The 13,978-nt window shown below is 37.2% G+C and carries 11 protein-coding genes; 3 read left to right on the top strand and 8 right to left on the bottom strand.

Features of this window, described 5'->3' with window-relative positions:
- The 3 genes from Q0Y61_RS03435 to Q0Y61_RS03425 all read right to left on the bottom strand — a co-directional run.
- Nucleotides 1–1,270 (bottom strand): bifunctional indole-3-glycerol phosphate synthase/phosphoribosylanthranilate isomerase (locus tag Q0Y61_RS03435; RefSeq protein ID WP_297811363.1); only part of this gene is annotated, 1,270 nt, incomplete at its 3' end.
- Nucleotides 1,270–2,889, bottom strand: coding sequence for a bifunctional anthranilate synthase component II/anthranilate phosphoribosyltransferase (locus Q0Y61_RS03430; RefSeq protein ID WP_297811360.1), 1,620 nt, complete (start codon nucleotides 2,887–2,889; stop codon nucleotides 1,270–1,272). The genes Q0Y61_RS03435 and Q0Y61_RS03430, both read right to left, overlap by 1 nt.
- The gene (locus tag Q0Y61_RS03425) at nucleotides 2,886–4,391 is read right to left on the bottom strand and encodes a chorismate-binding protein (protein ID WP_297811357.1); all 1,506 of its coding nucleotides are present in this window, start codon (nucleotides 4,389–4,391) and stop codon (nucleotides 2,886–2,888) included. The genes Q0Y61_RS03430 and Q0Y61_RS03425 overlap by 4 nt, the downstream gene beginning before the upstream one ends.
- Nucleotides 4,392–4,651: 260 nt before the next feature.
- Between Q0Y61_RS03425 and trpB the strand changes: the two genes are divergently transcribed.
- Together trpB and trpA are read left to right on the top strand one after the other, a co-directional pair.
- Nucleotides 4,652–5,932, top strand: a complete 1,281-nt coding sequence (gene trpB, locus Q0Y61_RS03420) for a tryptophan synthase subunit beta (RefSeq protein WP_297811355.1) — start codon at nucleotides 4,652–4,654, stop codon at nucleotides 5,930–5,932.
- Nucleotides 5,933–5,935: 3 nt separating this feature from the next.
- A complete protein-coding gene (gene trpA / locus Q0Y61_RS03415; RefSeq protein ID WP_297811353.1) occupies nucleotides 5,936–6,703 on the top strand; it encodes a tryptophan synthase subunit alpha in 768 nt (255 codons plus the stop codon).
- A gap of 1,084 nt (nucleotides 6,704–7,787) precedes the next feature.
- Here the strand turns inward: trpA and Q0Y61_RS03410 are convergent.
- Nucleotides 7,788–9,122 (bottom strand): aminotransferase class V-fold PLP-dependent enzyme, encoded by a 1,335-nt coding sequence (locus Q0Y61_RS03410; protein ID WP_297811350.1) that lies wholly within the window; start codon nucleotides 9,120–9,122, stop codon nucleotides 7,788–7,790.
- A gap of 110 nt (nucleotides 9,123–9,232) precedes the next feature.
- Between Q0Y61_RS03410 and Q0Y61_RS03405 the strand changes: the two genes are divergently transcribed.
- Nucleotides 9,233–10,393 (top strand): cation:proton antiporter, encoded by a 1,161-nt coding sequence (locus Q0Y61_RS03405; RefSeq protein WP_297811347.1) that lies wholly within the window; start codon nucleotides 9,233–9,235, stop codon nucleotides 10,391–10,393.
- Between the two features lie 12 nt (nucleotides 10,394–10,405).
- Here Q0Y61_RS03405 and def read toward each other — a convergent pair whose 3' ends face one another.
- From def to tig, 4 genes are read right to left on the bottom strand one after another with little or no spacing between them, the layout of a single operon-like run.
- Complete coding sequence (def, locus tag Q0Y61_RS03400; protein ID WP_297811344.1) at nucleotides 10,406–10,912, bottom strand: peptide deformylase; 507 nt, start codon at nucleotides 10,910–10,912, stop codon at nucleotides 10,406–10,408.
- A gap of 4 nt (nucleotides 10,913–10,916) precedes the next feature.
- Nucleotides 10,917–12,029 carry a diguanylate cyclase gene (locus Q0Y61_RS03395; protein ID WP_297811384.1) on the bottom strand — a complete coding sequence of 371 codons (1,113 nt, stop codon included), beginning with the start codon at nucleotides 12,027–12,029 and terminating at the stop codon, nucleotides 10,917–10,919.
- Nucleotides 12,030–12,046: 17 nt separating this feature from the next.
- Nucleotides 12,047–12,637, bottom strand: a complete 591-nt coding sequence (gene clpP / locus Q0Y61_RS03390; RefSeq protein WP_297811341.1) for an ATP-dependent Clp endopeptidase proteolytic subunit ClpP — start codon at nucleotides 12,635–12,637, stop codon at nucleotides 12,047–12,049.
- Nucleotides 12,637–13,938 carry a trigger factor gene (gene tig, locus Q0Y61_RS03385; protein WP_297811338.1) on the bottom strand — a complete coding sequence of 434 codons (1,302 nt, stop codon included), beginning with the start codon at nucleotides 13,936–13,938 and terminating at the stop codon, nucleotides 12,637–12,639. The genes clpP and tig overlap by 1 nt, the downstream gene beginning before the upstream one ends.
- Nucleotides 13,939–13,978 lie beyond the last annotated feature (40 nt).

Here is a 13,978-nt window from a genome sequence, read left to right as displayed (position 1 = left end):
ACAACACAAAAGGGCTGACAAACTCGCCCAAATCCTCCTCCCTTTCTACATTCCAAGCTTCATAAAAGGCAAAATCCGCTTCTTTTAGCTCCATTCCTCCAAAGCAAGAACCTTGAACGCTATGGAGTTGCAGTGCATCTACTATACCCTTTTTGTATAGCTTGATTGCAGCTTGCATTTGATTTTTATCCTCTTTTAGCACAACAATTTTTAAAATATTTGGAAATCTCTCTAATGCTTTTGCGATTTCTTTAATCCTCTCTATCTCCACATATCGTGAAGATTTTGGCTCTATAATAAAGCCCAAAGCGGCGATTTTGTCCGCTTTCTCTTTTACGCTTGATTCTAACTCTTGCAGGGCTTCCGCACACATTAGCGCGTCTTGTTCGCTTGTGATTCCACAAATTTTTAAGAATCCCAAAGGAGAATGAAGCAGCCTAAAAACATTTTGATAAAAAGCATTGGGAGAGTTTTGCCCACATTCTATTGCGCTTTTTAGCTGTTTTAACGCATTTCTTGGAGTAGAATGCGACACGAGATAACTCCCGCACAAGATTCCATTAAATCCCAAATTACCCACTATAAAACCATCAAAATTACAATTTAAGGAGGATTCAAAGAGAATTTGACTTTGTTGGTTTTGAACTTTAACCTTTTGCAGTAGATGATAAGCTTGAATTTTGTCAATCACAAAAGTATGCAAATTGCGTGAATTAATGCCGAGAAGTTTTGCACCCAAAGGGGCGATGAAATCCACTTCTAGTGCATTATGCACTTCTATAAGAGGTGTCAAACCAAACTTTAAACATTCCTCATAAAGTGAGCGTAATTGCAAAAAACCACCATACGGATTCTCTTGCCCAAAAAACACTGCGGCAATAAGTAGCACCATATCTGCACCAAATGCGTAAGATTCTGCGATTTGTCCTATCTGTGTAATGAAATCTTTGCGTAGCACACAAGCCTTAGGATTTACAACTTTGACTGCTTTTAAATCCTCTAAATCCCCTTTGAAATAATCTTTTTCACACAATACAGAGATTGCATTTGCTCCCCCTTGCAAATATTCTTTTGCAAGATTGCTAGGGTTTGGAATTGCACCGATATTTCCTGCGCTTGGACTTGCACGCTTGATTTCTGCAACCACAAAAGCAGAATCCAAAATCGGTGGATTTAAGGGCGTGGTGCGCTTACAAGTGTAAATTGGCACTTTTTGCTTTTTATCTAAAATCTCCTTTAGAATTGTTGGCACTTGATTATAAAATTCCATTATAAGCCTTGTAAGCGCAGATTGCTAATTTTTTGGAAGGCTTCAAGCACTTTGAAAACTTCTTTGGACTCTATGATTTCCTTTGCCCTAAAGAATCCCTCTTTTAAAGAATCAGCTTGTTCGCAAACGCAAAGTGCTGCACCCAAGTTGAGTGCGACCAAATCCAATTTTGGTGAGGGCAAAGCATTAAAAATATCAATTGTAATTCGCAGATTCTCCCTCGTCTCTCCACCTTTTAGCATAGAATAACTTGCAAAGGGAAGCCCAACTTCTATTGGATTAAAGATATAAGTTTTCAGCACTCCATTGCATAACTCTGTTATTTGCGTAGGTGCGCAAAGTGAAATCTCGTCTAATCCGTCTAAACCACTCACAACCATTGCGCGTTTAATCCCCAAAATCGCTAAAGATCTTGCCATAATCTCTGTATAAGATTTATCAAATACACCGATAAGTTGGTGTGTAATGGGTGCGGGATTACTTAAAGGACCAATCAGATTAAATGCAGTTTTAAACCCTAAGCTACCACGCGCACTAGCAGCAAAACGCATAGCGGAATGGAATTTTTGTGCAAAGAGAAAGGTAAGATTCAAATCCCTATATGCCTTTTGTGCATTTTGCAATTCCATATTTGGATTAATTCCAAGCGCATTTAATAAATCTGCCGAACCGCTTTGAGAGGTAACTGCACGATTGCCGTGTTTAATAATCCCAAAATTTTCCTTTTTAGTAAGTGTGGCAAGGAGTAAAGCACAAGTAGTAGAAACATTAAAGGTCTTTGTAACGCTTCCTCCTGTGCCAACCATATCAAACAAAATCCTATCTTCCTCTTTAACTTCAAAACGCACCGCCTTTTGTTTTAATACTGAAGCAAATCCTGCAAGCTCATACTCATCTACGCCTTTAATCTCCAAGCTTGTTAGGATACTACCGATTTGCGCATCACTCAAATTTCCCTCCGTGAGTTCGTCCATTAGATTATAACTTTCTTGGAAATTGAGTGATTCTAACTTTAAGCATTTTCTCAGATAATCCTTAATAGGAATCGGGTCACGCGCATAGTGTAGAAAGTTTTGGAGCATTTTCGCGCCCTCTTTTGTGCCGATAGATTCCGGGTGGAATTGCAATCCAACCAAATGGTATTGTTTATGTTCTACCGCCATTACCTCGCCATCGTAGCTCTCCCCGCTAATAATAAAACATTCTGGAATCTCGTCTCTTTTGCCTGCTAAGGAATGGTAGCGCACGATAGGAGTGTTTGGACTAATATGCCGAAAGATTCCTTTTTGATTGTGTTTTAGCGGTTCTACCTTGCCGTGAATGATATTTTTCGCATTTTTGATTTCCACACCAAAAGCCGCTAAAATCGCTTGATATCCCAAGCAAATCCCCAAAATCGGATAGATTCCTTTAAACTTCTGCACGATTTGGATATTCAAGATAGAATCCTGTGGTGTTTTGGGTCCAGGTCCTAGCACAATGTAGCTTGGATTGAGAGATTCTATTTCCTTTAGGCTCGTCTTGTCGTGACGCAAGACTTTAATTGGATAGCCAAGAATGCTAAAGGCTTGGTAAATATTATAGGTAAAGGAATCGTAATTATCAATGAGCAAAATCACTTCTCACCTCCTAAAATCGCTTCTACTAAAGAGCGCATTTTATTCCTTGTCTCCTCATATTCTGCGTCCTCTGATGAATCCATTACGATTCCGCCCCCTGCTTGGAGATAATACACGCCCTTTTGATAAACCGCCGTGCGAATGGCTATCGCAAAGTCCATATCGCCATTTTTAGCAAAATAACCAATTGCACCTGCATAAATTGCACGTTTATGTGCTTCTTGGGATTCTATGGTTTGAATGGCAGCAATCTTTGGCGCACCGCTCACCGTTCCGGCGGGGAATGCTGCATAGAGGGCGTCTTTTTTGTTATGTGTTGTTAAATTCATTTCACCTTGCACTTCAGAGACTAGGTGCATTACGCGTGCGTATTTTTCAATCACCTTTTCTTTTGTTACGCACACACTTCCCGCCTTTGCCACTTTGCCTACATCGTTGCGCCCCAAATCTAGCAACATCAAATGTTCGGCGTTTTCTTTCACATTTGCCTTTAATTCCTCCTCTAGTTTAGAATCCTCTAAGGCGTTCTTGCCTCTAGCGCGTGTTCCGGCGATTGGGCGAATCGTAACTTGTGCGGTATTTGGCGCAGTCGTTTTCACGCGGACAAGCACTTCAGGGGAACTTCCAATAATCTCAAAAGTACCGAAGTTGAAATAATACATATAGGGGCTTGGGTTTGCAATACGTAGATTCATATAAGCTTGTAAGGGTGGCAAAGTGCTTGTAATTTCCAAACTCTGACTTGGCACACATTGGAGTAAATTACCTTTATAAATCTCTTTTTTTATCATTTGCACCATTTTTGTGTAATAAGATTTCTTATCCTTAGAAGTAATGGCGGAATGATATTCTTGCGTAGGCTTATCCGACATACTCAAATGCTCTAATGTAGAGGCTAACTCCTGCACTCTTTTCTGCGTATCTTGCGGTTTAGATTCTCCCTTAAAGCTCACACAAAGGATATAAAGTGATTCATAAAAATGGTCAAACACGACAAATTCGCGCCCAAAAATAAAGGCACTCTCACTCACATCATAAAGAGGAGGATTCTTAAATTCCACCTCCTCAATCTCGCTAAAAAATTCATACCCCAAATACCCTACTCCCCCAAGTGGCAAATGCAGGGATTCTATCTCAGTGCTAGGAATATTCTCCGAATCCAACTCCGGCACAAGCGTAGCAAAAGCCTCTAAGAAATCCAAAAATTTCGGCTTCTGTGGTAGAGTGAAACCGCCGATTTGTTTAATTTTGCTTAAATCGTGCTTCTTAGAATCCTCGCATAAAAAGACTTTACCTTGCTCCTTTATGATTCTAAAAGCCTCTTTTAGCACAAGGATAGAAAACCGCCCCTTACCGGTATCCAAAAACGCAGATTCGAGCAAAACGGGCGCATTCAAAGCCTCACACACCATTAAAGGCGTGAGTTTGGAAGCTGAGATTTTTTGGATACTAAATTGCGGGGCTGTTCCTTGATTTTTGGGATTTTTTAAAAATTCAAACATAACCACTTCTTTGAAACAATGATTTTTGTGGATTTTATATTATTAACATTAAAAAATACATTAAAATTTTAATGCAATTACAAGAAAATTACAGAGAACAGATTGGCTTTTGTGGCAACCATTGCGTCATTGCGAGATTGTATGCTTCATCTTTCATTTTACCTATTCCTCACAAAGACAGAAAACCTACCACTATGCAGTGATGATTTTGCGTAAATTTTTGTTAAAATACCACCTTTAAATTCATACAAAGAAGCACAATGAAACACAAAATGTTTTTAGAATCCAAAAAAGGATTTTTTGGCGAAGCAAAAGGTGAATTACACGCATTTGGCGGACAATATATGCCCGAGATTCTCTATCCTGCACTTAAAGAGCTAGAAAAAGCCTACAAGAGTATTTTAAAATCTAAAGACTTTAAACAAGAATTATCCTCACTATATAGGGATTTCATCGGACGCCCCACACCTTTAATCTATGCCAAAAATGTTAGCAAACTCTTGCATAATGAAATTTATCTAAAGTTTGAGGGTTTGGCAAACACGGGGGCACACAAGATTAACAATGCAATCGGGCAAGTTTTGCTTGCCAAAAAAATGGGCAAAACACGCATTATTGCCGAAACAGGAGCTGGACAACACGGATTAGCCACTGCGGCTGCTTGTGCAAAACTTGGTATGGAATGTGTTGTTTTTATGGGTGCGCGGGATATTAAGCGACAATTTCCTAATGTGTTTAATATGGAACTGCTAGGTGCAAAGGTTGTCAGCGTGGAGAGTGGAAGCCAAACGCTTAAAGACGCTGTCAATGAAGCCTTAAGAGAATGGAGCAAAGAGAGCAAAAATACCTTTTATGTGCTTGGAAGCACGCTTGGTCCTTATCCTTATCCCGACATCGTGCGCGAATTTCAAAGTATTATCAGCAAGGAGCTAAAGGCACAAACAAAGGTATTTTTCAAAGGCAATCCGGATATAATGATTGCTTGTGTGGGCGGAGGAAGCAACTCTATGGGATTCTTTAGCCATTATTTAAAAAGTTCGGTGCGATTAATTGGCATTGAAGCGGGGGGCTTGGGCAAAGAAATAGGCAAGAATGCCGCACGTATGGGCAATGAAAATGCGAATCTTTGTATCGCACAAGGGTATAAAAGCTATTTTCTAAGCGATAAATATGGCAATCTACTAGAAACCTATTCTATCTCGGCAGGGCTTGATTATGCGGGAATTGGTCCTCAACTCGCGCATTTAAAGGAAATCGGACGTGTGGAGTTTTTAAGCGCATTGGATAGTGAGGCGTTAGAGGCTTTAAGATTCTTTGCCAAACACGAGGGAATCCTCGCTGCGTTGGAATCTAGCCACGCATTAGCAGGGGCATTAAAAATCGCTAAGGAAGTGAAAAACAAAAAAATCCTTGTCAATATTTCCGGTAGAGGCGACAAAGATATTTTCATCGCCGCAAAAGCCCTACAAAAAGAGCGTTGGGTGGAATTTTTGCAACAAGAAATTGATACAATGCAATCTAGCGTTGCTTTAAGGAAGTAAAGAATGGAAAAAATTGCATTAATGGGACATATTGTTGCGGGCTTTCCTAGCTTTAATGCAAGTCTTGAAGCAGCACTTGGAATCGCACTAGGTGGGGCAGAATACTTAGAAGTGCAGTTTCCATTTTCCGACCCAAATGCCGATGGAATCGCAATTACCAACGCTTGCGAAGTCGCGCTTCAAGGGGGATTCAACACCGATTTAGGATTTGAGTTTATTGCGCAGTTGCAAGACAAACTCGCCCAAAATAGCCTCACAACGAAGCTACTGATTATGACTTATGGAAATATTTTGTTTTGTTATGGAATCAAAAAGTTTTTGCAAAAGGCGAAAGAATGTGGAGTTTATGGGCTGATTGTGCCAGATTTATCACTAGATAATGACGAAAAATTGTTCAAAAAAGCCAAGAAGTTGGGATTGGAAAACATTGCACTCATTGCGCCCCTAACCAAGCCAAAGAGAATGGAGAGATTAAGCCACAGAAGCGGGGCATTTGTCTATGTCGTCGCACGCAATGGAATCACGGGAGACACCACGCAGATTGACGAATCCTTAATGCAATATGTCCAAAGGGTTAAAGCGCATTGTCCAAAGCCTATCGCACTAGGGTTTGGAATCCAAAGTAAAGAACAAATTGACGCCTTGCGCGGAATCGTGCCGATTGCGATTGTCGGAAGTGCCTTTGTGCGCTATATTGACAAAGCTTGCAGAGAAGAGGGAGAAATTTCTGAAAAACTCTGCGCTTTTACCAAAGGGCTTTTGGGGGATTAGCAATTTTCAAATAAATCCTAAACCCCTTTACCCTCTTTAGATTCCTCTAGCAAGGTTTGCATTATGGAATCACTTTTAGAATCGGATTGAGTAAAGGTGTTTTGAGGATTGACAAGGAAAGCTTCTTTGTTTTTTAATTCTTGATTCTCTTTTTCTAGCTTATCTCTTTGCTCTAAGACTTCAAAGAAAGTTTGAGAGGAATCAAAGTTAGGGGAAAGAGAAAGGAGAGTGTTTTGTGTAAGAATAAAATTAGGAATGGAAAATTCAATGGAAATGTCAAAATAACCTCCATCGTAGAGAACTGCGTGTGATTGAGGGTGTGGATAGGGATTATAACCTCCGCTAAATTCCCAAGCTTATATACATTGATTTCCATTGAATATGGTTGAGAATAAAAAGGCATTACTTGAGCAATTGCGTCTGTGATTTGTTCTTGTAATGCAGGAGAGAGTTTGTCGGTTACAGCGGCAAAGAAACTATATCCTATGTTTCTTGCATTAACTCTGGATTCCCTTTATAGAGAGATTATATTATCCATTTGTTCAAACGGAAACTTTTGAGCATTTTCTGCGTCTTGTTACGTGATATTGCGCCCTTGTTAGATTTGAGTTTATTTTCTATTGTGTCTTTAAAACGCATATCCCAATGTGTTGTCTTTAAATATAGAGCGCCCCCCAGCTAGTTTCCATTGCAAACAAATTATCTGTCGTATAGTTAATATTTTTCACGCCTGTTGATAGAATTGTGGTTGATTGTTTATCTCGCTCAATATTTCTTTATCACTTGGCAAAGTAGTTTTAGAATCTTGATTGATATTAGAAGTTTGGGTTATAGAGGATTTGTTTGCAAGATTAACATAAATTTCTGAATCTGAAGTTATCTTATTTGTGGGATTCTGATAATAACTAGAATAAAAAGGGAGAGAAATAAGAATTGGTAATGCTAGACATTGCTTATCCTTTTCTTTGGATTTTAGATAAGGATAAGCAAAAGGTGCGCTAGAATTAAAATATTAATATTTCTTATTTGTTTTAAACATCTCATCATTGCAAGCGTAACGAAGTAACCCATAATTTTAAATTGTTTAGGAGGTTCTATTCTTAAGAATCTCTTGCAATGCCACGATTAATTGATTGATTTCCTCTTTTGTATGTGTGTAATGCACATTTAACCGCACCCAACCCGGTTTTTGAGTGAAAAATGTTTCATCTTCTAATCCTAGCAAATCGTGTCCATAAGGTCCAGCACAAGCACAACCCGCACGAGTTAAAATCCCATATTCCTTTGAAAGTCTAAACGAAACCTCAAAAGGTGAGATTCCACAAAGATTAAAAGAAAAAATACCCAAAGCATTATGTGCCAAATTACCATAAGTCATTATCTTAGGTTCATTTTCTAAAAATTCTTGCAATGTGCGAATATAAGGAGACTTTACCGCATTAATCCATTCCCTCCCTATTTCTTCTCGTAGCCTATAACCAAAATAGCTACGTAAAAACTCTAAAATTCCGGGAGTTCCAGCTTCCTCACGCATTTCCTCTTGTGCATAATATTGCGCACTTTTGCGCGAAACATACCCCACAACACCCCCTCCGCAAAAGGTTGGTGGTAAAGTTTTATCAATCAAGGCGCGTGAGATAATTAGGATTCCACTCCCACCTACACCACCTAAAAGCTTATGAGGAGAGAGAAAAGCGACATCATAAAAGCTTGGAGAAATATCCAAATAAGGTGAGGTAGTCGCACAATCAAAACATACGATTCCACCGAAGGAGCGAATCAGATGAGAAATCTCTGCAAAGGGTGCTAAGATTCCGCTCACATTAGAGCCTAATGCAAAAGAGCCAATGATTTTACGTCCAACATTTGCACTTAAAACTGCCTTTAAAGCTTCTAAATCTACCAATCCTTGCGTATTTAATCCTATCCGAACCACTTCGCATAAACCTTCCCTAAAGCTCAATTCATTGCTATGGTGTTCATAAGGTCCAATAATCACAAGCGGAAAAGAGGATTTATCACACTGAGATTCCAAACTTAAAGCTTGTTTTGTTTTGGGTGGGATATAAATACCCAATAACTCTTGAAATTTTTTAATTGCCGCACTTGAACCAAAACCACAAGAGATAAGTGCAAAACTAGAATCTAGCCCAAAGATTTGCTTTAATTGCTCTCTTGCTTGTTCGTATAAGGAGCTTATGATTTGTGCGTGGGAATTACTCTGCGAATGCGTATTGGCATAAAAAGGTAGAATTTCCTTTAGACGTGATTCTATGCACCTTGCAGCTAGTCCGCTTGCGGTCCAATCAAAATGATGAAATCCTGCTTGTATAATACATTCTTTGCGTAAAATTTCGCGTTTAAGCTCTCTATTGCTTGGTAATTCTTCTAAAAGCGGAGTTAAAAAATCTTGAATCATTTGTTTTAAGATTCCTAAAGAAAATTGTTTTTAAGTTACATTTTACCACAGATTTAAGGCAAATTACCCTAAAGTAAGCTATACTTTTAGCTTTAAATTGCGGAGTTGAAGTGGAAAGTATTATCACCTTTGGCATTATTGCTGTTTTGATTGTCATTGCACCTTTTCTTAGCTCACTTTTACGCTTACCCCTTGTGGTTACAGAAATTCTACTTGGTGCTTTAGCCTTTCACTTTGGGCTGTTTTCTCATTCCGAATCTCTAAGTTTTATCGCACATATTGGATTTTTATTTTTAATGTTTTTATGTGGTTTAGAAGTGGATTTAAAGACTTTTACAAGGCTTGGATTTGATTTTTTAAAATCTGCTTTTCTTTACTTCTCCATCTTGTATGGTGCAGCTTGTTTGTATGTCCTTAATACAGATTTATCAAAATTTTATATTGCAGCTTTGCCTGTAATGAGTCTAGGTATGATTATGGCATTACTTAAAGAATATCCCAAAAACACGCCGTGGCTATTACTTGCACTTAATGTCGGAATCCTAGGTGAACTAATTAGCATCGTCGTGCTTGTGATATTAAATGGTGCATATTCGCATGGTTTAAATTGGGAATTGTATAAAACATTATTGGTTTTATTCCTCTTCTTAAGTGCAATTGTTGGAATCTTCAAAATAGCAGATATTATGTTTTGGTGGTTTCCAACGCTTAAATTTTTCCTGATTCCTAGAAATACAAGCAAAAACCAAGATATTCGCTTTAGTGTAATGCTGTTTTTGATTCTTATTGGAATCACACAGATTCTAGGATTAGAACGCGTGCTTGGAGCTTTTTTGGCTGGAATGATTCTAGCAACTTATTTTCATCATCAAAAAGGCTTGACAGAAAAACTCAATGATTTTGGATTTGGGTTTTTTATCCCATTATTTTTTATCTTTGTTGGTTCTACATTAGATTTGAATCTTATTTTACAAAATCAACAATTACTCTCACTCACATTTACTATCATTTTTATAATGGTTATATTGCGCTTGCTTGGGGCATTTGTGGCATACAAAAAATACTTTGGCGATATTAAGCGAACCATTTTATTTGCCTTTAGCCATTCTATGCCCTTAACTTTTCTTGTGGCTACTGCACAACTTGGCTTACAATTTAATGCCATTAATGCGCACGAATATTATGCTTTTATTCTCGCCGCACTTTTAGAGGGAATCTTCTTAACCATCTGCATTAAACTAATTGACAGCTACCAATTCAAACTTACTTAATTTGCCTACTTGTCAAAATTTATGCTTTTGTTTTAAGCCTTTTTCAAATTTTTTACGTTTAATGATAGAAAGCTTATCAATAAACAAAATTCCATTTAAATGGTCAATTTCGTGCTGAAAAGCAACTGCTAAATAATCTTTGGCGATTATTTCTTGTTTTTTTCCAAAGCGATTTTGATAAATAATTCTAATCGTATTTGCACGTTTAATGTCTTCATAAAATTCTGGCACACTCAAACAACCTTCGCTAAAAACAATTTCACCATCTTTTTCTACAATCTCTGGATTGATAACTTCTAACAAATCTTCTTTATGTTGATTACCCTCTTCATCAGGGATACAGATAAGTAAAGCACGAAGAGGTTTAGCAACTTGAATAGCAGAAATTCCCACACCATTTTTAGCTAACATCACCTCATACATTTCATCTAAAAGCGTATGAAGCTCTGTATCAAAAGACTCTACCGGCTTTGAAATTTGGCGCAAGATTGGATTGGGATAAGTAATGACTTCAAGCATTAAATTACTTTTTCTCCTTTCCCTCTCCTGCTACGACAAAAGAAACATTACTATTAGAAGCCTTTTTTAAAGCTTCAAGTGCATTCTTAAAAATATCCTTATTTTTAGAATTTGCATTAATTTCAACAATTCCCGTGCAAACACTAAGATGGACTTCTTCTTCTCCTAAAAAAATATTTGCCATTGCAACTTTTTCAATCAAGCGATTTGCAAATCGTTTCGCAGAATCTTTGTTGCTATGGCTAAGTAAAACCCCAAAAATTCCTGAACCGCAATGAGAAAGAACATCACTTTTATTAACAACTTTTTGCAAGATTTTAGAAATTGCACGATTAACAAGCATAGTATTTTTATCTGAATTAATACGAAGTGCAAGATTTTTAGTAATTTGGATTAAAATAAGAGAAGAACTATAATTATCTCTATAAATAGATTCTAATTCAGAGGCGATTCTAATATCTAAAAAGTTACGATTATAAAATCCATATTTATCATCGCAAATAATATTTTTGCCAATGCTTTCAATTGCCTGAATACTTCTATCATAAGAATCTTTAATATTTTGGAGTTGCGCTTTAGTAGTTTCTCCTAATTTGTTTAGCTCTTTTTCAAAGACAGTGATGATATTTTGTAAGGCAATCGTATTATTAACCGCACTGACTTCACTTTCGTGTTTTTTAAGAATATTTTGTAGAATTTGAAGATTATTATAAGTTGCACCTACTTGTTGCAAAGTATTCACCATATAATTCTTGGCTTTTAACACCTTATCCTCTAATAAAGCCTGCCTTTCTGTTGGTGTTAAATCGGAACTAATCATCTGTGTTGCATTATCTTTAAATTCTTGGTTTTTATTTTCAAGTAATTTTTCAAAGTAAATTCTATAATTATAAGGCGTAGGCGCAATCCCATCAGTATTTAATGCGCGAACAATTTGTGTGCCATAATCTTCTAATGTATTTGCTTCTAACGCATTTGTATCCACAGAATCGCCGGGTGTGGATTCAGAATCCAGCCCAAAAGATGAGAAAGAAGAATTATTTGGTGAAGACTCCTCTATCCCATCTGTTTCAAAACTTTGCAATCCTCCATCAAATGAATCAAAATCATTTTTCATCACTTGCCCCCTTGCTCTCACTTTAAACTTTTGTTTAGGACATTATCAATCAATCCATATTCTTGTGCTTCATAAGCACTTAAATAAAAATCTCTATCTGTATCTTTGGCAATTTTTTCTAATGGTTGATTTGTATTGGCTGCCAAAATTTCATTTAGACTAGCTTTTAATCGTAGAATCTCTTTTGCCTGAATTTCAATCTCCGTAGCTTGTCCTTGCGCTCCTCCTAATGGCTGATGAATCATAATCCGCGCATTAGGTAGAGAATAACGTTTACCCTTTGTTCCACAACTTAATAGAAAAGCTCCCATACTTGCAGCTTGACCAATGCAAATTGTGCTAATATCAGGTTTCACATAATTCATCGTATCATAAATGCTAAGTCCGCTTGTTACAACTCCACCCGGTGAATTAATATATAAATAAATATCTTTTTCCGGGTCTTCAGCCTCCAAAAATAAAAGTTGAGCCACGATAGAGGAAGCTACCCCATCGTCAATTTGCCCACTTAATAAAATAATCCTATCTTTTAATAGTCTAGAATAAATATCATACGCACGTTCGCCTCGCCCAGATTTTTCTATGACCGTTGGCACATAATAACTCATTATACCCTCTTATCTAGTAGAGCAGTTAGCACTCTATCCTCAAGCATTGCCATTTTAACTGCTGGGATTAAATTATTATTTTTATAATATTCAAAGATTGCTTTTGGGTCTTGACGCATTGCCATTGCTTCATAATAAATTGTATTAATGACTTCATTATCTGGAATATCTATCTTATCACGTTTTGCGATTGCATCAATGATAAAAGTAATGCGCACACTTTTTTCTGCATTCTCCCTTTGCTCCTCACGTTTGGCTTTAAGTGTTTCAGGTTCTTTGGCAATCTTCTCCTGCTCCTCTTGAGATAAAGATATTAAACTATTTCTAAAGAGTAAATCCATTTCTTGCTGGACAATAGACTTCGGCAAATCAAATGAAATACTCTTATTGAGGTTTTCAATAAGAATCCCTTTTAATTGATTGTTATAAATCTCTTGTTTCTTTTCATTTTGAAGTTGTGTTTTGATTTTTTCTTTCAATGTTTCAACACTAACATCTTTCTCATCTGGTAAAAGCGTTTTTGCAAAATTATCATCAATTTCAATTTTTCCTTTGGTTTGAATCTCTAATAACTTCACTTTAAAAACTGCTGGTTTGCCTGCCAAATGCTGTGCTTGATAATTTTCAGGAAAGGTTACATTGATTTCTTTCTCTTCACCCTTTTTCATACCAATTAATTGCTCTTCAAAACCCTCAATAAAAGATTTACTACCAATTTGCAACAGATAATTTTCTGCTTTGCCACCCTCAAAAGCTTCACCATTGACAAAACCTTCAAAGTTAATTTTCGCATATTCTCCATCTTTTAGCTTTCGTCTGCCATCTTCAATGCCCACAAGCGGTGCCCTAGCATTTGCAATCTCTTCAAGTCGCTTTGTAATATCTTCTTGGGTAACCTCTGGAATTTTGACTTCTGGGACACAATCCTCAAGGTTATCAAGTGGAATCGTTGGAGTTAAACTCACTTCTATTTCAATCTCAATTCCCTCATTCTTTTTATCAAACTTTGTAATGCGTGGGTCTCCAATGAGCTTTTGAGCCTCAACTTTCAACTCTTTTAAAATATCTTGCAAAAGGTCTTGCACACATTCTCTTTGTGCATCTTCTTCTAATTGTTTTCCATAACGTTGCTTGATTGCACTAGGTGGCACGTGTCCTTTGCGGAATCCATCAATTTTAAGATTTTTACTAGCTGCTTTTGTCGCTTTGTCTAATTTTTGATTGAGTGTATTTGTAGGGATAATGGCTTGTGCAATAGCGTTTGCACTATCAATACTTTTAACTTTTAGACTTGAATTCATTCTCCATATGCTCCAATGTATTAATGTAATATTGTGTAAT

The organism is uncultured Helicobacter sp., from assembly GCF_947367035.1.
Lineage (GTDB): Bacteria > Campylobacterota > Campylobacteria > Campylobacterales > Helicobacteraceae > Helicobacter_D.
This window is presented reverse-complemented; position numbering and strand designations above follow the sequence as displayed.